The organism is Streptomyces sp. NPDC004732, assembly GCF_040609235.1.
In the GTDB taxonomy this organism is placed as follows: domain Bacteria; phylum Actinomycetota; class Actinomycetes; order Streptomycetales; family Streptomycetaceae; genus Streptomyces.
Genome location: NZ_JBEXJR010000012.1, coordinates 37,899 through 62,911, shown reverse-complemented (window position 1 = coordinate 62,911; position 25,013 = coordinate 37,899). Strand labels below are relative to the sequence as shown.

Below are 25,013 nucleotides of genomic sequence, written 5' to 3'. Positions count from 1 at the left end.
TGACGTGAGCGAGAACGCTAACAACGGTGTAGTACTGCGATACGGCGATGGCGAGTACACCTACCCGGTGATCGAGTCGACCGTCGGCGACAAGGGCTTCGACATCGGGAAGCTCCGCGCCCAGACCGGTCTGGTGACCCTGGACAGCGGCTATGGCAACACCGCAGCCTATAAATCCGCCATCACCTATCTCGACGGTGAGGAGGGCATCCTCCGGTACCGCGGCTACCCGATCGAGCAGCTGGCCGAGCGCTCCACCTTCACCGAGGTGGCGTACCTCCTGATCAACGGCGAGCTGCCGAAGGTCGACGAGCTGGCCACGTTCAAGAACGAGATCACGCAGCACACCCTGCTGCACGAGGACGTCAAGCGGTTCTACGACGGCTTCCCGCGTGACGCCCACCCGATGGCGATGCTGTCGTCCGTGGTCAGCGCGCTGTCGACGTTCTACCAGGACAGCCACAACCCGTTCGACGAGAAGCAGCGTCACCTTTCGACGATCCGCCTTCTCGCCAAGCTTCCGACGATCGCGGCCTACGCGTACAAGAAGTCGCAGGGCCACCCGGTCGTCTACCCGCGCAACGACCTCGGCTACGTCGAGAACTTCCTGCGCATGACCTTCTCGGTGCCCGCCGCCGAGTACGAGCTGGACCCGGTCGTGGTCTCCGCGCTCGACAAGCTCCTGATCCTGCACGCGGACCACGAGCAGAACTGTTCGACCTCCACCGTGCGTCTGGTCGGCTCCTCGCAGGCGAACATGTTCGCCTCGATCTCCGCCGGCATCTCGGCCCTGTGGGGTCCGCTGCACGGTGGCGCCAACCAGTCGGTCCTGGAGATGCTCGAGGGCATCCAGGCCTCCGGCGGCGACGTCGACACCTTCATCCGCAAGGTGAAGAACAAGGAAGACGGCGTGAAGCTCATGGGCTTCGGGCACCGCGTCTACAAGAACTTCGACCCCCGGGCGAAGATCATCAAGGCGGCGGCGCACGACGTCCTCTCGGCGCTCGGCAAGTCCGACGAGCTGCTCGACATCGCCCTGAAGCTGGAAGAGCACGCGCTGGCCGACGACTACTTCGTCGAGCGCAAGCTCTACCCGAACGTCGACTTCTACACGGGCCTGATCTACCGGGCCATGGGCTTCCCGACCGAGATGTTCACGGTGCTCTTCGCGCTGGGCCGTCTCCCGGGCTGGATCGCCCAGTGGCACGAGATGATCAAGGAGCCGGGTTCGCGCATCGGCCGCCCGCGCCAGATCTACACGGGTGAGGTCCTCCGCGACTTCGTCCCCGTCGAGGGCCGCTGAGCTCCACCCGCAAAGCGGAAAGCGCCCCGCCATCGATCCCCCCACGGGTCGACGGTCGGGGCGCTTCCCTTTTTCCCGGTGCGGATTCCCCCCACGGGATCCGGCCGGGCGTCTTTGGTTGCCCTGCGGTCTGCCGGGACGCGTACGTACGGGAGGGCCGCTCAAAGCTCCCCGGTGCACGTGCCCCGGCAACGCCATTCCAGGGACATCCCCCAAGATGTCCCCCGATGTCGGAAGACGTCCCCCAAGACATCTTCCTGCATCGCCCCATTAGACTCGCGACCCCCCTCAATGGTTACGTTGCAATCACTGTGATCTGCGTCTCCTGCATATGTCCAGTACATGCGCAAGATCCCCGATATGTGGATCTCGGGAACGGGGTGAAGATGCTGAAACGACCCTGTGAAGACGTTATGCGAATGTCCTCAGACGAAGACTGTTCGTGACCACGAAGACCGAGGAGAAGGCCATCGCGGCCCCCGCGATCATCGGGTTGAGGAGACCGGCGGCGGCGAGCGGCAGTGCGGCGACGTTGTAGCCGAAGGCCCAGAAGAGATTGCCCTTGATGGTGGCGAGGGTCTTGCGGGAGAGCCTGATGGCGTCGGCCGCGACCCGCAAGTCCCCGCGCACCAATGTCAGGTCGCTCGCCTCGATGGCCGCGTCCGTGCCGGTGCCCATCGCGAGGCCCAGGTCGGCGGTGGCGAGCGCGGCCGCGTCGTTCACGCCGTCCCCGACCATCGCCACGACCCTGCCCTCGCCCTGCAGCCGCCGCACGACGTCGACCTTGTCCTGCGGCAGGACCTCAGCGAACACGGCGTCCGGGGCGATGCCCACCGCGTCGGCGACGGTCCGGGCGACGGCCTTGTTGTCGCCGGTGAGCAGTACCGGCGTCAGGCCGAGCGAGCGCAGCTCGCGCACCGCTTCGGCGCTGGTCTCCTTCAGGGCGTCCGCGACGGCAAGGACGCCGCGTGCGGCGCCGTCCCAGGCGACCAGGACCGCCGTGCGCCCGGCGGCCTCCGCGTCGTCCCGCAGCTTCGCCACGGCCTCCAGACCCGTCACCCCCGCCTCCGCGAGGAGCCGCTCGCGACCGGCGAGCACCTCGTGCCCGTCCACCGTGCCGCGCACCCCGGCCCCGGCGACGTTCTCGAACCGCTCGGGTGTCGGCAGCTCCCCGGCGGCCAGACCGAGACGCTCGGCGGCGCCCGCCGTGACGGCGCGGGCCACCGGGTGCTCGGAGGCGTGTTCCAGGGCGCCCGCGAGGCGGAGCAGGAGCCGCTCTTGGGTGTCCCCGGCGACGTGCACGTCCGTCAGCTCCATGCGGCCCGTCGTCACCGTCCCGGTCTTGTCCAGGACGATGGTGTCGACCTTGCGGGTGGACTCCAGGACCTCCGGGCCCTTGATGAGGATGCCGAGCTGGGCGCCGCGGCCGGTGCCGACCATGAGGGCGGTCGGCGTGGCGAGGCCCAGGGCGCACGGGCAGGCGATGATCAGTACGGCGACCGCGGCGGTGAACGCGGCGGTCGCGTCGCCCGTGGCGCCCAGCCAGCCGCCGAGCGTGCCGACCGCGATGAGCAGCACGGTCGGCACGAAGATCCCGGCGATCCGGTCGGCGAGGCGCTGCACCTGGGCCTTGCCGGTCTGGGCGTCCTCGACGAGCCGCGCCATCCGCGCCAGCTGGGTGTCCGAGCCGACCCGGGTCGCCCGCACCACCAGGCGCCCGGAGACGTTCACGGTGCCCCCGGTCACGGCGTCCTCGACGCCCACGTCGACCGGCACGGACTCACCGGTCAGCATCGAGGCGTCGACGGCGGAGGCGCCCTCGACGACGGTGCCGTCGGTCGCGACGGTCTCCCCGGGGCGTACGATGAAGTGGTCCCCGACGGCCAGTCGGCCGACCGGCACCCGCTGCTCCGTGCCGTCCCGCAGCACCGCCACGTCCTTCGCGCCCAGTTCGAGCAGGGCGCGCAGCGCCGATCCCGCCTTCCGCTTGGAGCGGGCCTCCAGCCAGCGGCCGAGCAGGATGAACGTGACGACGCCCGCGGCGACCTCCAGATAGATGGTCGACGCGCCGTCGCCCGGCGATGCCGTGAAGTCGAAGCCGTGCCGCATCCCCGGCATCCCGGCGTCCCCGACGAACAGCGCCCACAGCGACCAGCCGAAGGCGGCCAGCGTGCCGACCGAGACGAGGGTGTCCATGGTCGCGGCCCCGTGCCGGAGGTTGGTGAACGCGGCGCGGTGGAAGGGGAGCCCGCCCCACACGACGACCGGCGCGGCCAGCGTCAGCGAGAGCCACTGCCAGGAGTCGAACTGCAGGGCGGGGACCATCGCGAGCAGCACGACGGGCAGGGAGAGGACCGCGGAGACGATCAGGCGCTGCCGCAGGGTGTCGGGCTCGGTGATGTCGGCGGTGGTGGGGGCCGGGGCGCCGCCGGGCAGGGGTTCGAGGGGCTCGGGCGGGGGCGGCACGATCTCCTCGGCCGTGTAGCCCAGCTTCTCGACCAGCGCGATCAGCTGGGCGACCTCGACCGCCGCGCCCGACTCGGTCTCGCCGAAGGAGACCTTCGCCTTCTCCGTGGCGAGGTTGACCGTGGCGGTCACGCCCTCCATGCGGTTCAGCTTCTTCTCGATGCGCGAGGAGCAGGAGGCGCAGGTCATTCCGCCGACGGCGAGTTCGACTTCGGTCATGACTCTTTCGTACTACTTCCGGGATCGTGGGACGGCGACGGGCCCTGTGGTGTCGGTCGACACCACAGGGCCCGGGTACCCGGCGGGCCGCCGGTCGGACTTCGCGGCCCGGAGGTCAGGCCTTGACGCCCGCGAGCTCGTAGCCCGCCTCGTCGACGGCGGCGCGCACCGCGGCCTCGTCCAGCGGGGCCTCGGAGACCACGGTGACCAGACCCGTGGCGGCGACGGCCTTGACGGAGGCGACGCCCGCGAGCTCCGAGATCTCCTCGGAGACGGCGCCCTCGCAGTGTCCACAGGTCATGCCCGTCACCTCGTACACGGTGGTGACGGCGCCCTGGGGAGCGTCGGTCGCGTCGGAGTGGCAGGAACCGCTGGGGGAGCAGCAGGACCCGGTGGTCTCGGACGCGGCCTGCGGGAGCTCGGTCTGGGCGCTCATGTCGTTCTCCTCGGGGGTGTGTACGAATGCGGCGTAGCGTGCGGGAGGGGGCTCCGGAACCCCGGCGACCTCCTGACGCACTCGAGACTATACCCCTAGGGGGTATTTCTCAACGAGGTGGGGCCGCGGTGTCAGTCCCTGCGTCCCCGGTTGCCGGGCCGGGCCGCCACCCAGGCGCGGACGGTGTCCGCGTACCAGAAGGGCTTGCCGCTCTCCACGTGGTCGGGGTCGGGCAGCAGCCCGTGCTTGCGGTACGAGCGGACCGTGTCGGGCTGCACACGGATGTGCGCGGCGATCTCCTTGTACGACCAGAGCCTGCGGTCGGTCATCGGTGGCACCTCCCTGCGCGCACCCAGGGCGGCCGGAGAGGCCGACGGGGGAGCTGGGTGCAGCGCGCGGCGATCACTCAGCCTGTGCCCGGTGAACGACGCAGAGTGACCGTTGGAAAGTGACTGTCGACCCCCTGTGACGCAAGACCCGCGTACATGAGACATGTGTGACAGGAAGGCAGTGTTTGTGACAGAAGAGACGCATGCGGAGGGCGCGATGCCCCGGCGCACACGAGGCGTGCGGGCGGCCCCGTGGCCGTGGGGTCGACAGGGAGTGACCGAGAACCCCGGGGGTGCCGGGGGCTCAGGGGGTTCAGGGGCCTACGCGCCGCACGACCGCAGGAAGGAGCGGGTGCGGCGGGCGATCGACAGGGGCTTGTCCGGGTCGCACGGGTACATGTCCTGCTCGACGATGGCGAAGAGGTCGACGCCCAGTTCCTGTGCCGCCGCGAGCACGGGCTCCAGGGCAGGCACCCCGGCGGGCGGCTCGCACATCACCCCGCGGGCCACCGCGGGCCCGAACGGCACCTCCTCGGCCCGCACACCGGCGAGGATCTCCGGGTCGACCTGCTTGAGGTGCAGATAGCCGATGCGTTCGCCGTACGTCTCGATGAGCTTGACGCTGTCGCCGCCGCAGTAGGCGTAGTGCCCGGTGTCCAGGCAGAGCGAGACGAGGTCGGAGTCGGTGGCGTCGAGGAAACGGGTGACGTTCTCCTCGCTGTCGATGTGCGTGTCCGCGTGCGGGTGGACCACGACGCGCAGCCCGTACCGCTCGCGGACCTCGTGGGCCAGGCGCTCGGTCTGGGTGGTCAGTTCGCGCCATTGTGCGGGCGTCAGGACGCGGTCCTCCAGGACCTCGCCGGTCTTGTCGTCGCGCCAGAAGGAGGGGATGACGACGAGGTGCTCGGCGCCCATGGCCTGCGCGAGCGCCGCGTTGTCCGCCACGTGCGCCCACGTCTTCTCCCAGACGGCGGGCCCGTGGTGCAGCCCCGTGAAGACCGTGCCCGCGGACACCTTGAGGCCGCGGCGGGCCGTCTCCGCGGTCAGTTCGGCCGGGTCGGTGGGCAGATAGCCGTACGGGCCGAGCTCGATCCACTCGTACCCGGACTCCGCGACCTCGTCGAGGAAACGGCGCCACGGAACCTGCCGCGGGTCCTCGGGAAACCACACGCCCCATGAGTCGGGCGCCGAACCGATCCGGATGCGAGACAGCGTCGTCATGGCAGCCAGCGTCCAGGCCGGTTCGGAAGAGTGTCAAGCAGTGGTCCGAATGTAAGGACAAAATGTTGACAGGGTTCCTGGGGCGGGATTAGACCTGGGGGCACACGAGCGGTCGGGCCCGGCGAAAGGACGCACAGGGTGAGTGATCCGTACGACGTCATCACGATGGGCCGGATCGGGGTGGACCTGTATCCCCTGCAGACCGGGGTGCCCCTCGCCGAGGTGACCGCGTTCGGGAAGTTCCTCGGCGGCTCCGCCAGCAACGTCGCGGTCGCCGCGGCCCGCCTCGGCCGCCGGGTCGCCGTCATCACCCGGACCGGCGAGGACCCCTTCGGGGAGTACCTGCACGGCGCGCTGCGGGACTTCGGCGTCGACGACCGCTGGGTGAGCCCGGTCGCGGGCCTGCCGACGCCGGTGACGTTCTGCGAGATCTTCCCGCCGGACGACTTCCCGCTGTACTTCTACCGGCTGCCGAAGGCGCCCGACCTGGAGATCTACGCGAGCGAGCTCGACCTCGACGCCGTCGCCGCGGCGCGGATCTTCTGGATGACGGGCACGGGGCTGTGCGCGGAGCCCAGCCGCTCGGCCACGCTGGCGGCGCTCGCCCACCGGGCGCGGGCCGGGACCACGGTCTTCGATCTGGACTGGCGGCCGATGTTTTGGAAAGACACAGCCTGGGCCGACCCCGGTGAGGCGCGGCCCCATTACGAGGCCGCCCTCGCGCACGCCACCGTCGCCGTCGGCAACCTCGACGAGGTGGAGATCGCCACGGGGAAGCGCGAACCCTTCGCGGCGGCACATGCGTTGCTCGACGCGGGCGTCGAGCTGGCCGTGGTCAAGCAGGGTCCCGAGGGCGTGCTCGCGATGAACCGTGCGGGCGAGATCGCGCAGGTTCCGCCGCTGCCCGTGAAGGTGCTCAACGGGCTCGGCGCGGGCGACGCGTTCGGCGGGGCGCTGTGCCACGGGCTGCTCGCGGGGTGGGACCTCGAACGGATCATGCGGTACGCCAATGCGGCGGGGGCGATCGTTGCTTCGCGGCTGGAGTGTTCTTCCGCCATGCCGTTTGCTGGCGAGGTCGCCTTGGCGGTGTCTGAGGGGGCCGTCACGTGACTGTGTACGCCCGACGGGGGCGCCGTTCTCGGGGCTCTGCCCCGGACCCCGCTCCTCAATCGCCGGAGGGGCTGGATCGGTTGCCGGAGGGCCTGGAGCTGTTGTCGGAAGGGCTGGAACCGTGAGCTCTGTAGATGTCGGTTCGCTCGCCCGGACCCGTGTTCAGCATCCCGAAGCCATTGCCGAAGCCGCCGTGCGGCGGGTGCGGCGGGAGGAGCTGGTCGGGGAGAGCGGGCGGCTCATGATCGTTGCCGCTGATCATCCTGCCCGTGGCTCCCTCGGTGTGGGTGGGGCGCCGCTCGCCATGGCCAATCGGGGCGACCTCCTCGAACGGCTCTGTCTCGCGCTGTCGCGGCCCGGTGTCGACGGGGTGCTCGCCAGCGCCGATGTCCTCGACGACCTGCTCCTCCTCGGTGCGCTCGACGGCAAGGTCGTCATGGGGTCGATGAACCGCGGCGGGCTCGCGGGCGCCGCCTTCGAGCTGGACGACCGGTTCACCGGGTACCGGCCCGAGGACATCGAACGGCTCGGCTTCGACGCGGGCAAGCTGCTGCTGCGCGTCGACTACGACGACCCGGGATCGCTGCGGACCCTGCACTCCGCCGCCCGCGTCGTCGACGCCATGGCCGAGCGCAGGCTGCCGGTCTTCGTCGAGCCGTTCCTCACCGCCCGCGACGGCGCCGGGCCGCCCCGCAACGACCTGGGCGCCGAGGCCGTCACCCGCTCCATCGCCATCGCCTCCGGGCTCGCGGGCACCTCCGCGTACACCTGGCTGAAGGTCCCCGTCACCGAGAACCCCGACGACATGGCCCGCGTCATGGAGACCTCGACGCTGCCCGCCGTGCTCCTCGGCGGTGACACCGGGGGCGACCAGGAGGCGGCGTACGAGAAGTGGCGCGGCGCCCTGCAACTGCCCACCGTGCAGGGACTCGTCGTGGGCAGGGCGCTGCTGTATCCGCCCGACGGGGACGTGGCGGGGGCGGTCGACACCGCCGTAGGACTGTTGTAGGCGAGGCGGACCAGGCCCGGGAGGCCCACATGACGTACGTACCGAAAGGGAGTGCGGCCGACGGTCCGTACGCCCTCGCCATCGATCCGAAGCGGGCCGGTTGGAGCTACTCACAGCTGCGCGTCGTGGAGATCGAACCGGGCGGGCAGCACTCCTTCACCACCGGGGAGAGTGAATGGATCGTGCTCCCGCTGACCGGCGGCTGTACGGTGCAGACAGCAGACGGGATCATCGAACTGCTGGGCCGCGACAGCGTGTTCAGCGGAGTCTCCGACTTCGCTTACGTGCCGCGTGACGCCCGGATCCAGATCGCCTCCGGCGCGGGAGGCCGCTTCGCCCTGGCAGGAGCGAAGTGCGAGCGTCGACTCCCCGCCCGCTACGGCTCCGCGCCGGAGGTACCAGTCGAGAGCCGCGGCAGCGGCGGCTGCACCCGCGAGGTGCGCAACTTCGCGTCGGCCGACGCCTTCGACTGCGACCGGCTCATCGCCGTCGAGGTGATCACGCCCGGCGGCAACTGGTCCTCGTACCCCCCGCACAAGCACGACGAGCACCGTCCGGGCATCGAGGCGGAGCTGGAGGAGATCTACTACTTCGAGATCGAGGCGCGGGGCGGCCGCGACGGCTTCGGGTACCAACGGGTCTTCCCGTCCAGGGAGGGCGGCACCGACGTCCTCGCCGAAGTGCGCACCGGGGACGCCGTGCTGGTGCCCGACGGCTGGCACGGCCCGTCCGTCGCGCAGCCCGGGCACGCGATGTACTACCTGAATGTGATGGCAGGACCCGGTCAGGAGAGGGAGTGGCGGATCTGCTTCCACCCCGACCACACGGAGGGATACCGATGACCCGGCTCACCACGGCCCAGGCCCTTGTCCGTTTCCTGGCGCGGCAGTACACCGAGCGGGACGGCACGCGGCAGCGGCTGATCGGCGCGACCTGGGGCATCTTCGGACACGGCAATGTGGCCGGGGTCGGGCAGGCCCTCGTGGAGTACGCCGACGAGATGCCCTTCCACCAGGGGCGCAACGAACAGGCCATGGTGCACGCCGCCGTCGGGTACGCCCGGCAGTGCGGCCGCCTCTCCACCCACGCCGTCACCACCTCCATCGGCCCCGGCGCCACCAACCTCGTCACCGGAGCCGCACTCGCCACCGTCAACCGGCTGCCCGTCCTGCTGCTGCCCGGCGACACCTTCGCAGCCCGGCCCGCCGACCCCGTCCTCCAGCAGCTCGAAGTCCCCTACGCGGGCGACGTGTCCGTCAACGACTGCCTGCGCCCGGTGTCGAAGTACTTCGACCGCGTCACCCGCCCCGAGGCGCTGATCCCCGCCGCGCTCGCCGCGATGCGGGTGCTCACCGACCCGGTGGAGACCGGCGCGGTCACGCTCGCCCTGCCGCAGGACGTGCAGGCCGAGGCGTACGACTGGCCCGCGGAGTTCTTCGCGGAGCGGACGTGGACCGTGCGGCGGCCCGCCCCCGATCCCCGCGAACTGGCCGCCGCCGCGGCCGCGGTGCGCGAGGCGCGGCGCCCCCTGGTCGTCGCGGGCGGCGGCGTCCACCACAGCGCCGCCGAGGAGGCGCTGCGGGAGTTCGCGGACGCGACGCGCATCCCCGTCGCCTCCACCCAGGCGGGCAAGGGCTCGCTGCGCCACGACCACCCTGCGGACGTCGGGGGCATCGGGCACACCGGCACGGCCACCGCCGACGAACTCGCCCGCACCGCCGACCTGGTGATCGGCGTCGGCACCCGCTACAGCGACTTCACCACCGCATCCGGCACCCTCTTCGAGGCCACCGGAGTCCGCTTCCTCAACCTCAACATCGCGCCCTTCGACGGCCACAAGATGGCGGGCGCCACCCTGATCGCCGACGCGCGCACCGGGCTCGAAGCGCTCACGCAGGCGCTGCGCGGCCACCGCGTCGAGCCCGCCTACGCCGTCGAGTACGGGGACGACAAGGAGCGCTGGGAGCAGCGCGTCGACGCCGCGTTCGCGACGGACGAGCCGGATGTGCGCCCGACGCAGACCCAGGTCCTCGGCGTCCTCGACGAGCTGGTGACGGACGAGGACGTCCTCATCAACGCCGCCGGTTCGCTCCCCGGCGACCTGCACAAACTGTGGCGGGCCCGGTCACCGCGGCAGTACCACGTCGAGTACGGCTACTCCTGCATGGGATACGAGATCCCGGCCGCCATCGGAGTCGCGCTGGCCGCGCCGGAGCGGCCCGTGTGGGCGCTGGTCGGCGACGGCACGTATCTGATGAACCCGACGGAGATCGTCACCGCCGTCCAGGAGAACCTGCCCGTCAAGGTCGTCATCCTGCAGAACCACGGGTACGCCTCCATCGGCGGCCTCTCGGAGTCCGTGGGCGGCGAGCGGTTCGGCACCGCGTACCGCTTCCGGGCGCCCGACGGGTCGTACACCGAGGGGCCACTGCCCGTCGATCTCGCCGCGAACGCGGCCTCGCTCGGCATGCGGGTGCTGCGCGCCAAGACCGTCCGTGACCTGCGCGAGGCGCTGCGCGATGCGCGCGGCGCAGACCGTCCCACATGTGTCTATGTGGAGACGGAAACGGCAGACACAGTGTCGGGCCCGCCCCCGGCACAGGCGTGGTGGGATGTGCCCGTGGCCGAGACCGCGACCCGGGTGTCCGCGGTCAAGGCCAGGGAAGAGTACGACCGGCACGTCACTGCCCGACGCCGCCACCTGTGAGAGTAGGGATGCTTGTCATGACGAAGACCGTCAACCACTGGATCGGTGGAAAGTCCGTCGATGGCGCGTCCGGTACGTTCGGCCCGGTCACCGATCCGGCGACCGGTGCCGTCACGACGCAGGTCGCCTTCGCGTCGGTCGACGAGGTGGACGCGGCGGTCGCCTCGGCCCGCGAGGCCTTCGCGACCTGGAGCACCTCCTCGCTCGCCAAGCGCACCGCGATCCTCTTCAAGTTCCGCGCGCTGCTCGACGCCAACCGCGACGCCATCGCCGAGCTGATCGTCGCCGAGCACGGCAAGGTGCACTCGGACGCGCTCGGCGAGGTCGCCCGCGGCCTGGAGATCGTCGACCTGGCCTGCGGCATCACCGTGCAGCTGAAGGGCGAGCTGTCGACGGAGGTGGCCTCGCGCGTGGACGTGTCGTCCATCCGCCAGCCGCTCGGCGTCGTCGCGGGCATCACGCCGTTCAACTTCCCGGCGATGGTGCCGATGTGGATGTTCCCGCTGGCCATCGCCTGCGGCAACACCTTCGTGCTCAAGCCGTCGGAGAAGGACCCGTCCGCGGCGATGAAGATCGCGGAGCTGCTGAGCGAGGCCGGTCTGCCCGACGGCGTCTTCAACGTCGTGCACGGCGACAAGGTCGCCGTCGACCGCCTCCTTGAGCACCCGGACGTATCGGCCGTCTCCTTCGTCGGCTCGACGCCGATCGCCCGCTACATCCACACCACCGCCTCCGCCAACGGCAAGCGCGTGCAGGCGCTGGGCGGCGCCAAGAACCACATGCTGGTCCTGCCGGACGCCGACCTGGACGCGGCCGCCGACGCCGCCGTCTCCGCGGCCTACGGCTCGGCGGGCGAGCGCTGCATGGCGATCTCGGCGGTCGTCGCGGTCGGCGCGGTCGCCGACGAGCTGGTGGGCAAGATCAAGGAGCGCGCCGAGAAGATCAAGATCGGTCCCGGCAACGACCCGACGTCGGAGATGGGCCCGCTCATCACGGCCGCCCACCGCGACAAGGTCGCCTCGTACGTCACGGGCGCGGCGGCCCAGGGCGCCGAGGTCGTCCTGGACGGCACGGGCCACACCGTCGAGGGCTACGAGGACGGCCACTGGATCGGCCTCTCGTTGCTCGACCGGGTGCCGGTGACGGCGGACGCGTACAAGGACGAGATCTTCGGCCCGGTGCTGTGCGTCCTGCGCGTCGACACGTACGAGGAGGGCGTGGCCCTCATGAACGCCTCGCCGTTCGGCAACGGCACCGCGATCTTCACCAGGGACGGCGGCGCGGCCCGCCGCTTCCAGCTGGAGATCGAGGCGGGCATGGTCGGCGTGAACGTGCCGATCCCGGTGCCGGTGGGCTACCACTCCTTCGGTGGCTGGAAGGACTCGCTCTTCGGCGACCACCACATCTACGGCAACGACGGCACGCACTTCTACACGCGCGGCAAGGTCGTCACCACGCGCTGGCCCGACCCGTCGGACGCGCCGTCCGGCGTGGACCTCGGGTTCCCGCGCAACCACTGAGCCGCATCACTGAGCCGCATTACTGAGCCGACCCCGGCTCCCGAAGCCCCCGGCCTACTCCCCCCCCGGCCGGGGGCTTCGCCGTTGGTTCACCGTTCTACGATGTGTGTGCACTGCATGAAAGGCCGTGAGTATGCCGCACATCGACATCGACTACGCCGACACCCTGTCCGGCGTCCTGGATCTGCCCGCCCTCGTGGCGGAGCTGCATCCCCTGGTCGTGGAGCGGGTGGACTCGGTCGGGGTCGGCAAGACGTTCTGCCGCCCCGCGGCGGCCTTCGTGGACGGCAGGCCCGGCGCGGCCTTCGTGCACGTCACCGTGGGCCTGCTGGCGGGGCGCACACACGGCGTGAAGGCGGCGCTCTCCGACGACGTGCTGACGCTGCTCGGCAAGCATCTGTCCGGGGTCGAGGGCGCGACGTGCTCGGTGGAGATCCGCGACCTCGACCCTTCGTACCGACTCGACCCGACGCACTGAGCGGATCCGACGCACTGAGCGCAGTGCGCTCGTGACCGAGCGTGGAGCAGGACCGTCCGAACTCCGGACGGTCCTGATTCTTTTTTGACGCCGTCCTTGCGGTTCCCGTGCACAGGGTGCAATTCGGGCAGCTAAGCCTTCCTTGTTCATCTGCCTGCAATATCAAGGTCATATCCGGCAGCGGCATGTTCATTGCGGTCCCTGTGGGCAAACTCTTGGGAAAGCGAGGCGACTTGGGGTGCGGCGGGGCTGCGGATTCCGTAGGCAAATGACCGTTGACGTTCCGGATGCCGCCGGGGTTCGATGACGCGCCGGGAGCCACAGAAATACGCAGCTCAACTGCCTTCGGAGGCGATAGCGCTCCCGCCGCACCTCCTGCCGTACGAGTCGATCGGACCGCGCTTCATGACCGATACGCTTCGCCCGCTCCAGTCCGCCACCACCGAGGCGCCTTCCGATGCGCCCTCGGCGACGGCCGTCCCGGGCGACCACAAGAAGCTCAAGCGTTCCATCGGCGTCGTCGGCGGCACCCTGCTCACGCTCTCGTGCGTGACGCCCGCCTCCACCCTCTTCGTCGTCGTCCCCGACCTCTTCTCCTCCCTCGGCACCGCCACCGCGCTCACCATCGCGATCGGCTCGCTGCTCTGCGTGGGCGTCGCGTTCTGCTACTCGGAGCTCGGCACGCTCATCCCCAGCGCCGGCGGCGAGTACGCGATGGTCTCGACGATGGCGGGCCGCCTGGCGGGCTGGCTGGTCTTCGTCCTGTCCCTGCTGGTCGTGATGATCGTGCCGCCCGTGATCGCCATGGGCACGGCCGACTATCTGGCGCCGGTCATGCACCTCGACCCGTCCTACGCGGGCGCGGGCGTGATGATCTGCGCCACCCTCGCCGGACTGCTCGACCTGCGCGCCAACGCGTGGATCACCGGCATCTTCCTGGTCCTTGAGGTCGTGGCGGCGGGCGTCGTGGCCGTCCTCGGCTTCGCGCACGCCGAGCGGGGCCCGGGCAGCCTGGTCGACCTGACGGTGGCGTCCGGGTCCGGCTCGGGGTCCGGTGGCGTCGACAGCGTGACAGCGATGCTGATCGTCTCCGGCCTCGCCATCGCCCTCTTCGTCACGCAGGGCTTCTCCACGGCGGTCTACCTCTCCGAGGAGATGGAGAACCCGCGCCGCAACGTCGCACGCACCGTTCTCGCCACCCTCGCCATCTCCTCCGTGATCATCCTGGTGCCGGTCGTCGCGATCACCATGGGCGCCGAGAGCCTGACCGCGCTGACCCAGGGCGACATCAGCGCCATGGTGACGGCCTGGTCGAGCTCCGCGGTCGGCACGTTCGTCAGCCTCTGCGTGGCCCTCGCGATCATCAACGCGGGCATCGTCATGGTCATCCAGAACTCCCGCGTCCTGTTCGCCTCCGCCCGCGACAAGGCCTGGCCCGCACCGGTCAACAACGCCCTGTCCAAGCTCGGCGCGTCCGGCGCCCCCTGGGTGGCCACGCTGCTGGTGGGCGTCCCCGGCGCGCTCCTGTGCTTCGTCAACCTGGACACGCTGTACGGCGTCACCGGCGTCTCCGTGACCGGCATGTACCTGCTTGTGGCGGTCGCCGCCCTGCTGGCCCGCAAGGGCTCCCACGGCACCGGGGCGGCCTGGCGGATGCCGCTGTGGCCCGCGGTGCCCGTGGTGCTGATCGCGGTGCTCGCCTACATCCTTAGCCAGCAGGAACTGCCCTACCTCGGCTGGACCGGCGGCATCGTGGCCGTGGCGACCCTGTACTGGGCGCTGTACCTGCGGCCGCGGCGCGAGACGCGGTGGCTGGTGAGCGTTCCGGAGGATTCCTGAGAGCCGCTCAGAACGACGGCGCGTTCAAGTAGGCGAGCACGGCCAGGACACGGCGGTTGCTGTCGTCGTCATCGCTGATGCCGAGCCTGCCGAACATGGACGTCGTGTACTTGCTGATGGCGCTCTCGCTGAGGAACAGGCGCCGCCCGATCGCCTGGTTGGACAGCCCCTCGGCCATGAGGCCCAGCACGGACCGCTCCCGCTCGGTCAGCCGCTCGAGGCCCCGCCCCGGGGATCCGGCGGACAGCAGCTTCGCGATGACGGCCGGATCCATGGCGGTCCCGCCGCCCGCGACGCGCTCCAGGGCACCGATGAACTGATCGGCGTCGAACACGCTCTCCTTGAGGAGATAGCCGACGGCGCCCGAGCCGTCGGCCAGGAGCTCACGGGCGTACAACTGCTCGACGTGCTGGGAGAGCACGAGGACCGGCAGGCGGGGCATCTCGCGGCGGGCGGCGAGGGCCGCACGCAGCCCCTCGTCGGACTGGGTCGGCGGCATGCGGACATCGATGACGGCCACGTCGGGACGCCACTTCCGCAGCGCGTCGAGCGTCTCGGGTCCGGTGGCGGCGGTCGCCACCACCTCGTGCCCGCACGCCTCGATCAGGCGGACCATCCCGTCCCGCAGCAGGTAGAGGTCTTCGGCTACAACGATTCGCATGGCACCGCCATCCTCACATGCGTCGGGCCGCCCACCGGGCTCGTGATCTCCACCGTGCCGTCGAAGACCGCAAGCCTGCGGCGCAGGCCCGCGAGCCCGCCGCCCTCCCGCGCGTCCGCCCCGCCCCGGCCGTCGTCCGCCACCTCGACGACGATGCCGACGCCGTCGTGACGGAGCGAGACGTGCGCCCGGGTTGCGTGGGCGTGCCGGACCGCGTTGGTGAGCAGCTCGGAGACGCCGAAGTAGAGGGCCGCCTCGACCGGCCGGTCCAGGCGCAGCCCGTCGTCGGCGCCGACCCGCACATCGAGCGGAACGTCCAGGGCGAGCGCGCGGACGGCCTCCACGAGCCCCCGCTCGGTGAGCACCGGCGGGCTGATCCCCTGGACCAGCTCGCGGAGTTCGGCAAGCGAGGCGGCCGCGCCGGCCCGCGCCTCCCGCATCAGCGCCCTGGCCTGCTCGGGGTCGGACGCCAGCAGCTTCTCCGCGGTGGCAAGGGAGAGGCCGAGACCCACCAGGCGGGCCTGGGCCCCGTCGTGCAGATCGCGCTCGATGCGGCGGATCTCGGAGGCCTGCGCGACCGTCGAGTCCGCGCGCTGGGCGGTCAGCTCGTCCACCCGGTCGGCCAGCGCCATCGCGGGCGACGGGCGCAGGAAACGTACCGCCACGGGCACCAGGGGCCGCCAGGCGTACGGCGCCCCGGCGACCGCCACCACCGCGCCGAGCGCCCCGACCAGGTACGCGGCGGACCCCGCCCGGAGGAGTCCGACGGCCGCCGCGGCCGCCCCCACCGGCGGCAGACAGGCGACCAGGCCCGCCGTGCACGGCACGACCGCCGTGAACCGCAGGTCGCGCCAGTTGGCGGGATCGCCCCACCGCACCCGCCACTTCTGGTCGAGGAGGGCGTCGCGGCTGGTGCGCTCGTAGCCGAAGCCGTTCCACCAGTACCCGGTGGACATCCGCGTCACAGGACCGGCCCGCCGGTACCCGTCGGGGATCACGGTGCCCGTCCACCGGGCGACGAGCGTGCGCACCGTCCGGCACACGGGCCGGGCCAGCGCGAGCGTGCCCACGCAGACCAGCACGACCGGCGCGAGCCACGACCACGGGTTGCCGGGACCCCACAGGATCCCCAGCGCCACGGCGGCGGCCCACACGGCAGGCACCAGCAGGGCGACGACCGCCACCACGCACGCCCGCACGAACCCCGTGCCGACCCGCCCCAGCCACGAACCCAGCTGCCGCATGCTTCTTCCCTCGCCTTCCGACCTGCCGACCTGCTGACCTTCTGGCCTTCCGGCCTTTCGAGGTTCCACTCTGCACCGGCCGAAGCCCACCGCCGCCCCGATCCACGGGGGGAGTGGGTCTGGCCCCACCCCTGCGTACGTCCAGACGCATACCGGCCCGGACGGGCCCTCCATAGCGTCGACGGCATGGAAACCCAGGAAACCCGAGAAGCCCTTGCCAGGGCCGAGAACAGCATGAAGGTCTACGTCGCACTCAGCGCCGTCGCCCTCGTGGCGGTCGTCGCGGTGGCGGGCGCGGGACAGCAGGTCAACACGTTTATGTGGGTCCGGGCGGTCCTGCTGCCCGTCGTCGCCGTGCTGTTGCACCGGATGGCCGTCGCCGCCTCCCGCGGCTCCCGCCGGGCCTTCGAGCGGCTGCGCACCCTCGCCGTCGTCATGCCGGTCGCCATCATCGCCGTCGACCTGATCCCGGGTGTCTGCCCGCCCTGGTACACGGTGACGCAGACCGTCTGCATGCTCCCCGTCATCCGGGTCGCGTTCCTCACCCGGAGCCCGGCCCCGCGTCCAGATCCCAGCTGACCGAGGCGAACCGCCGCCTCGGGGCGGGCGGGGCCGTCGAAGACTGCGTACCGCGGTCGTCGTACGCGGGGCGCGGGGCTACTCCCCGGGGAGGCATCCGGGTTCAGACCGGCGGCTGCCCCGGTTGTCGGTCGGCGCCCGTACCTTTGACGACATGGATCTACGACTGCCCAGGCCCAGGTTCCCCGTGCCACGCGGTCCGCGCAGGCTGATCGCCGCCGCGGCCGCCGTCGCGGTGCTCGCCGGGGTGGGCACGTGGTCGGCGGTCGCCTCGGAGGACGACGGGCCCGCCGTGCGGCGGACGGACCGCATGGTCGACACGGGCGGCGCCCGGATCGACACCTCGTACTTCACGGCCGGTGACCCGGACACCGTGCGTCCCGCCGTCCTCATCGGGCACGGCTTCGGCGGTAGCAAGGCGGACGTGCGCAAGCAGGCCGAGAACCTGGCCGAGGACGGGTACGCGGTCCTGACCTGGTCCGCGCGCGGCTTCGGGAAGTCCACCGGCAAGATCGGGCTCAACGACCCCAAGGGCGAGGTCGCCGACGTCTCCAAGCTGATCGACTGGCTGGCGACCCGCCCGGAGGTGATGCTCGACAAGGACGGCGACCCGCGCGTCGGCATGACCGGCGCCTCGTACGCGGGAGCGGTCTCCCTGCTCGCCGCCGGGTACGACGGGCGGGTGGACGCGATCGCCCCGCAGATCACGTACTGGAACCTCGCGGACGCGCTGTTCCCCGACGGCGTCTTCAAGAAGCTGTGGGCCGGTCTCTTCATCAACACCGGTGGCGGCTGCGAGCAGTTCGAGAAGCGGCTGTGCGCCATGTACGAGCGGGTCGCGGAGGCGGGCAAGCCGGACGCCGAGGCGCGCAAGCTGCTCGCCGGGCGCAGCCCCGCCGCCGTCGGCGACCGCATCAAGGTGCCGACGTTCCTCGCCCAGGGGCAGACCGACTCGCTCTTCCCGCTCGGCCAGGGCGACGCCATCGCCAAGGCGGTTCGTGCGAACGGCGCGCCCGTCTCCGTCGACTGGATCGCGGGCGGCCACGACGGCGGCGACCGCGAGCAGGGCCGCGTCGAGGGCCGCGTCAACGCGTGGTTCGACCACTACCTCAAGGAAGACAGGGGCGTCCCGACGGGCCCGGCGTTCCGCGTCACCCGCACCGGCGGCATCGACTCCACCGACGGCGCGGCCCGCAAGCGCGGCGCCAGCGCCGACGCCTACCCGGGCCTGACGAGCGGCACGCGCGCGGTGCCGCTGAGCGGCCGCGAGCAGACCTTCGACAACCCGGCGGGCGCGAGCCCGCCCGCCATCTCCGGGCTCCCCGGCGTCGGCGGCGGCCGCCTCTCCCAGTTCGCCTCGCTCGGCGTCGGCATCTCCGTGGACTTCCCTGGCCAGTTCGCCAAGTTCGAGTCCGAGCCGGTCCGCGACGACCTGCGGATCACCGGAACGCCCACCGTCCGCGCCCATGTGAAGTCCTCCGGCGACGACGCGGTGCTGTTCGCGAAGGTGTACGACGTAGGGCCCGACGGCAAGCAGCAGGTACTGCCCTCGCAGCTCGTCTCGCCCGTCCGCGTGACCGGCGCGAAGCAGGGCAAGGACGTCGAGCTGCGGCTGCCCGCCGTCGACCACAAGGTGCAGAAGGGCCACCGCCTGCGCCTCGCCCTCTCCTCGACCGACCTCGGATACGCGTCGCCGGACCGGCCCGCCAAGTACACCGTCTCCCTGAAGGGCGACTTGAAGGTGCCGACCGCACCCGGCGTGGAGACCGCGGCGGCGCCGCTGCCCGCCTGGGTGTGGTGGCTGCCCGCCGCCGCGGCCGTGCTCGCCCTCGGCCTGCTCGTCACCGCCCGCAGGCGCACCACCGCACCCGCCCCCGACCCCGAGCTGGCCGAAGTTCCGCTCCACATCACCGACTTGAGCAAGCGCTACGCCAAGTCCAGCGACCGGTACGCAGTCCGTGACGTCTCCTTCACCGTCGAGAAGGGCCAGGTCCTCGGCCTCCTGGGGCCGAACGGCGCGGGCAAGACGACGACGCTGCGCATGCTCATGGGTCTCATCCGCCCCGACGCGGGCGAGATCCGCGTCTTCGGGCAGGCCATCAGGCCCGGGGCACCCGTCCTCTCCCGGGTCGGCGCGTTCGTCGAGGGCGCCGGATTCCTGCCGCACCTCTCGGGCCGCGAGAACCTGGAGCTGTACTGGAAGGCGACGGGCCGCCCCGCCGATGACGCCCACCTGGACGAGGCACTGGAGATCGCGGGGCTCGGCGACGCGCTGGCCCGCGCCGTGCGGACGTACTCCCAGGGCATGCGGCAGCGCCTCGCCATCGCCCAGGCCATGCTCGGCCTGCCGGACCTGCTGATCCTCGACGAACCGACCAACGGCCTCGACCCGCCCCAGATCCGCGAGATGCGCGAGGTCATGATCCGGTACGCGCGCGGCGGACGCACGGTCATCGTCTCCAGCCACCTCCTCGCCGAGGTCGAGCAGTCCTGCACGCACCTGGTCGTCATGGACCGCGGCAGGCTCGTCCAGGCGGGCCCGGTCGCCGAGATCGTCGGCTCCGGGGACACGCTCCTGGTGGGCCTCGCGACCGACATCCCGGACCCGCTGGTGGACAAGGTCGCCGCGCTGCCCGGCGTCGCGTCGGCGGTCCGCGCGGACGACGGCCTCCTGGTGCGGCTCGACGGCACGGAGCACGCGAGCGCCGTACGCCTGCTGCCCGAACTGGTGCGCCTCGACGTGCCGGTGGAGTCCATGGGGCCGCACCGCCGCCTCGAAGACGCGTTCCTCACCCTGATCGGAGGCGCCACCGCATGAGCGCACCCAGTGCTCCCGGCGCTCCCAGCGGCCCCGGTGCTCCCAGCGGCTCCGGTGCTCCCACTCTGGAGCGCCCGACCGCGCCCGGCTACCGCGCCCGGCGGACCCTGCCCCTGCGGGTCGAGGCGGTCCGCCAGCTGAAGCGTCGCCGCACGCTCGTGATGGGCGGCATCATGGCGCTCCTGCCGATCGTGCTCGTCATCGCGTTCGCCGTCGCGGGCGGCTCGCCCGGCTCCCGCAACGGCGACGTGACGCTGATGGACACGGCCACGGGATCGGCCACGAACTTCGCCGCGACCTGCCTGTTCGTGTCGGCGGGGTTCCTGCTGGTCATCCCCGTCGCGCTGTTCTGCGGGGACACCGTCGCCTCCGAGGCGAGCTGGTCGTCCCTGCGCTATCTGCTTGCCGCGCCCGTGCCGCGGGCCCGGCTGCTCTGGTCCAAGATGGCCGTCGCGCTCGGCATGAGCGCCGCCGCCATGGTGCTGCTGCCGCTCGTCGCCCTGGCGGTCGGCGCGGTGGCGTACGGCTGGGGGCCACTGGAGATCCCGACCGGCGGCACGCTCCCCGCGGGGACGGCGGCCCGGCGGCTGCTCGTCGTCGTCGCGTACATCTTCGTGTCCCAACTGGTCACCGCGGGCCTCGCGTTCTGGCTCTCGACGAAGACGGACGCCCCGCTCGGCGCGGTCGGCGGCGCGGTCGGCCTGACGATCGTCGGGAACGTCCTGGACGCGGTGACCGCGCTCGGCGGCTGGCGGGACTTCCTGCCCGCGCACTGGCAGTTCGCCTGGGCCGACGCGATCCAGCCGCAGCCGGAGTGGGGCGGCATGATCCAGGGCTCGGCGGTCTCGGTGTCGTACGCGCTGGTGCTGTTTGCCCTGGCGTTCCGGGGGTTCGCGCGGAAGGACGTCGTGTCGTAGATGTGGTGTCCCGTGTCGTTTTGGGGGTGAGGCGGGACCCGTAGCCGCATCGAGACCCTTCCGCAACGCTTCCGAGCGATCGTTCGCAGGCCCTTCGACGTCACAGTCATGTGAGCCGACGACACGAGGGGGACCGGATGCGGACGTGGCAGACCGGGCGGCGCGGGCGGGACGGGAAGGCCGGGCGGGCCCGGCAGGTGCGGCGGGGAATGCTCGCCATGGCCGTGGCGGGAGGTCTTGCGCTCACCGCGTGCTCAGGCGGCGGGAGCGACGTCGACCGAGCCACCAGCGACGACGGCGGAAGGCGTGACAGCGCGCCGCTGCCCGCGCCCGCGCCCGCCCGGCCGGACGGCGGCGGCAGCGCGGCCCCCGATGAGCAACGGGACGGCGACCGGAAGGAGTTCGCGCCCGACTACCTCTCCACCTTCGCCCTGGACGTCGACACCGCCTCGTACGGCTTCGCGCGCCGCACCCTCGCCGAGGGCCGCCTGCCCGACCCGTCGACGGTCCGCCCCGAGGAATTCGTCAACAGCTTCCGCCAGAGCTACCCGCGGCCCGACGGCGACGGCTTCTCGGTGAGCGTGGACGGCGCCCGCACGGACGACGACGGCTGGTCGCTGGTCCGGGTCGGGCTCGCCACCCGCGCCGAACCGGCCGGATCCGAACGTCCGCCCGCCGCCCTCACCTTCGTCATCGACGTATCAGGATCCATGGCGGAGCCGGGCCGCCTCGACCTCGTGAAGCAGTCGCTCGGCCTGATGACCGACCGGCTGCGCGCCGACGACTCGATCGCGCTGGTCACCTTCAGCGACACGGCGAAGACGGTGCTGCCGATGACGCGCCTCGGGGACACCGGGGACGGCCGCACCCGTGTGCACCGGGCGATCGAGGGCCTGGAGCCCATCCAGTCCACCAACCTCGAAGCGGGCATCACCACCGGCTACGACACCGCGGTGCGCGGCCGGAAGGAGGGCGCCACCAACCGTGTCGTCCTGCTCTCCGACGCCCTCGCCAACACGGGGGAGACCAGCGCGGACGGCATCCTGGACCGCATCTCCGACGCCCGTCGCGAGCACGGCATCACCCTCTTCGGCGTCGGGGTCGGCAGCGACTACGGCGACGCCCTGATGGAGCGGCTCGCCGACAAGGGCGACGGCCACACCACGTACGTGTCGAACGAGGAGGACGCGCGCGAGGTCTTCTGCGAGCAGCTCCCCGCCCACATCGAGCTGCGGGCCCGCGACGCGAAGGCGCAGGTCTCCTTCGACCCGGAGACGGTCGAACAGTTCCGGCTCATCGGATACGACAACCGCGCGGTCGCCGACGACGACTTCCGCAACGACTCCGTGGACGGCGGGGAGATCGGCCCCGGCCACACGGTGACGGCGCTGTACGCGGTGCGGGCCAAGCCGGGCGCGGGCGGCCATCTGGCCACGGCGAGCGTGCGCTGGCTCGACCCGGAGAGCCGCGCGCCGCACGAGGAGTCGGGCCGCATCGAGACGGCGGACCTGGACGGTTCGCTCCGGGAGGCGGACGAAGGCCTCCAGGTCACCGCGGTCGCCGCCTACTTCGCGGACGGCCTGCGCGCGGCCGCCCCGCCCGGCTCCACGGACCGTGACCTCCCCGCCCCCGTCCCCGCCAGGCCCTCCCTCGAAGAACTCTCCGAGCGGGCCCACGCGCTGCCGACCCGCACGAAGCAGATCCGCGACCTGACGTCGTCCATCGACGACGCGGCGCGGCTGTCCGGGGACGCGCCGCACACTCCGACGGGGACGCCGTCGCCTCGGGGCGAGGTGCGCTACTAGGCAGCGGTCATCCGGTGGGGGGCGGTCACTCCCCGCCGCACAACTCCCGCTCCGCCCGCACCGGATCGTTCGGGAAGCGGAAGGACGTGCGCTCCACGGACCCCGTCAGGTTGTGCCAGAAACGCCCGACGGTCAGGGGCGCGCGGGTGGCCGTCCGCAGCTCCGCGAGCGGGCCGCAGCGCAGGGCTCGGCGGGCGGCCTCGACCCGGGCGGGGTCCAGGCCATCGGGTACGTCGGCGGCGCCGCGTTCGGCGACGATCCACTCGTCGGGCAGCCGCTTGTCGTGCCCCACGCGGCCGTTGACGATGCCTTCGGAGTGGGCCGCCAGCGGGTAGGCGAGCCCGATGGGGTCGAGCGCGGCACCGGAGAGCGGGACGACGGCCCCGCTGAAGCCGAGCGTGTTGTAGATCCCCGTCACCCCCGGCTCGCGGCCCGCCACGGGTGTCCGGGCGAGGAGCAGCGTGGGGGCGCCGCCCCGCGCCCTGTCGCGTACGAGGTCGGCGTACGCCTTGTTCGACGGCAGGCCCGCGAAGTCGTGGTGGAGGGGGTGGGGGGAGGCGTTCTGACGTACGTAAACGCCCCGCTCGTCGGCGATCCCGCCCGCGCCGATCCGCCCTTCGTACGGCACCCTCAGCGCCCCCGCGCACGCCACGGCCCACACGCCGATCACCACGGCGGCGACGCCCCACGCGCGCGTGAGGGGCACGAGGAAGACCGGCAGCAACATCAGCAGCAGCCCCGGCAGGAACATCCGCCCGTGCATGAAGTCGCCGCCGACCTTGATGACGTAGATCCAGCACAGGGCTCCTGCGAGGAGGGGCGCGACGACAGGAGCGGTCACTGAGGTGCGTACGTGCCGTACCGGCCGCCCCCAGGGCCGCCCCGCGGACAACACCGCCGTGCCGACCCCCGCCATCGCCACCACCGGCACCCACAGCGCGTACGGCCCCGCGAAGTCCCAGAGATAGTCGAGGCCCCGCCCCCACAGGCTCCGCGAGGCCTCCTTGGTGACGCCGGGCAGCGGCATCAGATGCCCGTAATAGCCCATGCGGAAGATCTCGTACGCGACGGGCAGCGCCCCGGCGACCCCCGCCCCGGCGAGCGCCCCGCGCCACGAGGGCCGTACCGTCACCCACTGCGCGGCCAGGAAGACCACCGACACCAGCGCCAGATCGGGCCGCACGAGGGGCCCGAGCCCCAGGACGGCGCAGGTCACGAGCGACCGGGGGCGCGCGACGAGCGCGAGCCAGGCGCCCGCGATCCAGCAGGTGGCGAGCCCCGTCTCCAGACCGGAGGTGGCGAAGTCCCAGACGGGCGGCAGCGCGAGCAGGACCAGCGCCCCACACGGCACGAGAACCCTGCCCCGGTGGCCTCCCTGAGACTGGGACTGGGATTGGGGCTGAGACCGCAGCCGCAGCGCCCCGATCCCGGCGAGCGCGAACCCGGCGACGGTCAGCAGCAGCCCCCCGTACATCGCCAGGGTCGCCACATCGGCCCCCAGCGCCCCGCCCGCCACGAGCAGCCACTGCCACAGGGTGCCGGTGGACGATTCGGCGCGTTCGCCCGCGTTGAAGACGGGTCCGTTGCCCGCAAGGACCTGCCGGACCGTACGGACGTAGATGTGCCCGTCGTCCGACATCCACCGCCGCTGGAATCCGGCGATGCCGATGACGAGCGCGGGCAGCAGACAGACCCCGAGCCGGATGTGGGCCCGCCATCGGCCGAGCGCTCCGGGGGAGGGCTCGGCGACGGTTTCGGGGCCACGGACGGAGGTGTACGCAGACGTCGTCATGACCGCTACATCGGCGCAGGTCAATGACTGCTTGAGCGACGGCGACGGGACCTGGCCGGCGCCGGTGCCCCGACCTGCGGGACCTCAGACCTTGGGAATGTCGAAGTAACGGGTGAGCCCGGCCGCCAGCGCCACATCACCCACAACCCTTACCTTGCGCATCATGAACAGCGCGACGGGACCCACGTTTCCGGACACCAGTTTGAGGAACTCGGCATCGGCCAGGATGAGCGTGACCCGTGGCTCGGACTCCGAGCGTCCCTCGCGCACGACACAGGTGCCGTCGGCGATGTCCGTCTCGTACACCACCTCTTCGTTGTCGCCGCTGCCGGTGATCTTCCAGCGGATGAGGGCCGTCAGCGAGGCGGCGGCCTCCGGCTTGAACTGCCGTTCCATCCGCCCGAAGACCTCCTGGAGGATACGGCCGCGCAGCGCCCCGTCCTCCGCGATCTCGGCGAACTCCTTGCTGGAGAGCCCCTTCACGATCCGCGCGAACTCGTCGGGCGTGACGCGGGCGAAGTCGAGCTCGCTGATCTTGCTGATGGCATCAGCCACGTCAA

20 protein-coding genes are annotated in these 25,013 nt (G+C 71.7%); 12 read left to right on the top strand and 8 right to left on the bottom strand.

Annotated elements, in window-relative coordinates; translation table 11 throughout:
• The first annotated feature begins 4 nt into the window (after positions 1 to 4).
• Complete coding sequence (locus ABZV77_RS32430; protein ID WP_306332543.1) at positions 5 to 1,303, top strand: citrate synthase; 1,299 nt, start codon at positions 5 to 7, stop codon at positions 1,301 to 1,303.
• 411 nt (positions 1,304 to 1,714) lie between these two features.
• Here the strand turns inward: ABZV77_RS32430 and ABZV77_RS32425 are convergent, their stop codons facing one another.
• The 4 genes from ABZV77_RS32425 to ABZV77_RS32410 all read right to left on the bottom strand — a co-directional run bounded on the left by ABZV77_RS32425 (position 1,715) and on the right by ABZV77_RS32410 (position 5,974).
• Positions 1,715 to 3,988, bottom strand: a complete 2,274-nt coding sequence (locus ABZV77_RS32425; RefSeq protein WP_356264663.1) for a heavy metal translocating P-type ATPase — start codon at positions 3,986 to 3,988, stop codon at positions 1,715 to 1,717.
• 115 nt (positions 3,989 to 4,103) lie between these two features.
• Positions 4,104 to 4,424, bottom strand: coding sequence for a heavy-metal-associated domain-containing protein (locus tag ABZV77_RS32420; RefSeq protein ID WP_356264660.1), 321 nt, complete (start codon positions 4,422 to 4,424; stop codon positions 4,104 to 4,106).
• Between the two features lie 131 nt (positions 4,425 to 4,555).
• Positions 4,556 to 4,753, bottom strand: coding sequence for a MarR family transcriptional regulator (locus tag ABZV77_RS32415; protein ID WP_356264658.1), 198 nt, complete (start codon positions 4,751 to 4,753; stop codon positions 4,556 to 4,558).
• 321 nt (positions 4,754 to 5,074) lie between these two features.
• Entirely contained in the window at positions 5,075 to 5,974 is a 900-nt protein-coding gene (locus tag ABZV77_RS32410) for a sugar phosphate isomerase/epimerase (RefSeq protein WP_356264655.1), read from the bottom strand.
• Between the two features lie 138 nt (positions 5,975 to 6,112).
• Between ABZV77_RS32410 and iolC the strand changes: the two genes are divergently transcribed.
• From iolC to ABZV77_RS32375, 7 genes are all read left to right on the top strand, one after another.
• Positions 6,113 to 7,084: a 5-dehydro-2-deoxygluconokinase gene (iolC, locus tag ABZV77_RS32405; RefSeq protein WP_356264653.1), complete on the top strand. Its 972-nt coding sequence runs from the start codon at positions 6,113 to 6,115 to the stop codon at positions 7,082 to 7,084.
• Between the two features lie 121 nt (positions 7,085 to 7,205).
• Positions 7,206 to 8,093: a deoxyribose-phosphate aldolase gene (locus tag ABZV77_RS32400; protein WP_356264650.1), complete on the top strand. Its 888-nt coding sequence runs from the start codon at positions 7,206 to 7,208 to the stop codon at positions 8,091 to 8,093.
• Between the two features lie 29 nt (positions 8,094 to 8,122).
• Complete coding sequence (iolB, locus tag ABZV77_RS32395; RefSeq protein WP_356264647.1) at positions 8,123 to 8,935, top strand: 5-deoxy-glucuronate isomerase; 813 nt, start codon at positions 8,123 to 8,125, stop codon at positions 8,933 to 8,935.
• Entirely contained in the window at positions 8,932 to 10,800 is a 1,869-nt protein-coding gene (gene iolD, locus ABZV77_RS32390; protein WP_356264644.1) for a 3D-(3,5/4)-trihydroxycyclohexane-1,2-dione acylhydrolase (decyclizing), read from the top strand. Before iolB ends, iolD begins: the two co-directional genes overlap by 4 nt.
• 17 nt (positions 10,801 to 10,817) lie before the next feature.
• Positions 10,818 to 12,320, top strand: a complete 1,503-nt coding sequence (gene mmsA / locus ABZV77_RS32385; protein WP_356264641.1) for a CoA-acylating methylmalonate-semialdehyde dehydrogenase — start codon at positions 10,818 to 10,820, stop codon at positions 12,318 to 12,320.
• A gap of 133 nt (positions 12,321 to 12,453) precedes the next feature.
• Positions 12,454 to 12,798 (top strand): 5-carboxymethyl-2-hydroxymuconate delta isomerase, encoded by a 345-nt coding sequence (locus ABZV77_RS32380; protein WP_356265173.1) that lies wholly within the window; start codon positions 12,454 to 12,456, stop codon positions 12,796 to 12,798.
• Positions 12,799 to 13,203: 405 nt separating this feature from the next.
• Entirely contained in the window at positions 13,204 to 14,637 is a 1,434-nt protein-coding gene (locus ABZV77_RS32375; protein ID WP_356264638.1) for an APC family permease, read from the top strand.
• A gap of 7 nt (positions 14,638 to 14,644) precedes the next feature.
• Here the strand turns inward: ABZV77_RS32375 and ABZV77_RS32370 are convergent, their stop codons facing one another.
• Positions 14,645 to 15,298 carry a response regulator transcription factor gene (locus ABZV77_RS32370; protein WP_356264635.1) on the bottom strand — a complete coding sequence of 218 codons (654 nt, stop codon included), beginning with the start codon at positions 15,296 to 15,298 and terminating at the stop codon, positions 14,645 to 14,647.
• Entirely contained in the window at positions 15,283 to 16,542 is a 1,260-nt protein-coding gene (locus ABZV77_RS32365) for a histidine kinase (RefSeq protein ID WP_356264632.1), read from the bottom strand. Before ABZV77_RS32365 ends, ABZV77_RS32370 begins: the two co-directional genes overlap by 16 nt.
• A gap of 186 nt (positions 16,543 to 16,728) precedes the next feature.
• Here ABZV77_RS32365 and ABZV77_RS32360 point away from each other — a divergent pair, with 186 nt between their 5' ends.
• From ABZV77_RS32360 to ABZV77_RS32345, 4 genes are all read left to right on the top strand, one after another.
• Positions 16,729 to 17,121 carry a hypothetical protein gene (locus ABZV77_RS32360; RefSeq protein ID WP_356264629.1) on the top strand — a complete coding sequence of 131 codons (393 nt, stop codon included), beginning with the start codon at positions 16,729 to 16,731 and terminating at the stop codon, positions 17,119 to 17,121.
• A gap of 154 nt (positions 17,122 to 17,275) precedes the next feature.
• The gene (locus tag ABZV77_RS32355) at positions 17,276 to 19,939 is read left to right on the top strand and encodes an alpha/beta fold hydrolase (RefSeq protein WP_356264626.1); all 2,664 of its coding nucleotides are present in this window, start codon (positions 17,276 to 17,278) and stop codon (positions 19,937 to 19,939) included.
• Complete coding sequence (locus ABZV77_RS32350) at positions 19,936 to 20,856, top strand: ABC transporter permease (RefSeq protein ID WP_356264623.1); 921 nt, start codon at positions 19,936 to 19,938, stop codon at positions 20,854 to 20,856. The genes ABZV77_RS32355 and ABZV77_RS32350 overlap by 4 nt, the downstream gene beginning before the upstream one ends.
• A gap of 209 nt (positions 20,857 to 21,065) precedes the next feature.
• Positions 21,066 to 22,661 carry a von Willebrand factor type A domain-containing protein gene (locus tag ABZV77_RS32345; RefSeq protein ID WP_356265170.1) on the top strand — a complete coding sequence of 532 codons (1,596 nt, stop codon included), beginning with the start codon at positions 21,066 to 21,068 and terminating at the stop codon, positions 22,659 to 22,661.
• A gap of 25 nt (positions 22,662 to 22,686) precedes the next feature.
• On the opposite strand, the gene ABZV77_RS32340 is transcribed toward ABZV77_RS32345, so the two are convergent.
• Both ABZV77_RS32340 and ABZV77_RS32335 read right to left on the bottom strand, forming a co-directional pair.
• Positions 22,687 to 24,453, bottom strand: coding sequence for a hypothetical protein (locus ABZV77_RS32340; RefSeq protein ID WP_356264621.1), 1,767 nt, complete (start codon positions 24,451 to 24,453; stop codon positions 22,687 to 22,689).
• Between the two features lie 84 nt (positions 24,454 to 24,537).
• Positions 24,538 to 25,008 carry an SCP2 sterol-binding domain-containing protein gene (locus ABZV77_RS32335; RefSeq protein WP_356264618.1) on the bottom strand — a complete coding sequence of 157 codons (471 nt, stop codon included), beginning with the start codon at positions 25,006 to 25,008 and terminating at the stop codon, positions 24,538 to 24,540.
• Positions 25,009 to 25,013 lie beyond the last annotated feature (5 nt).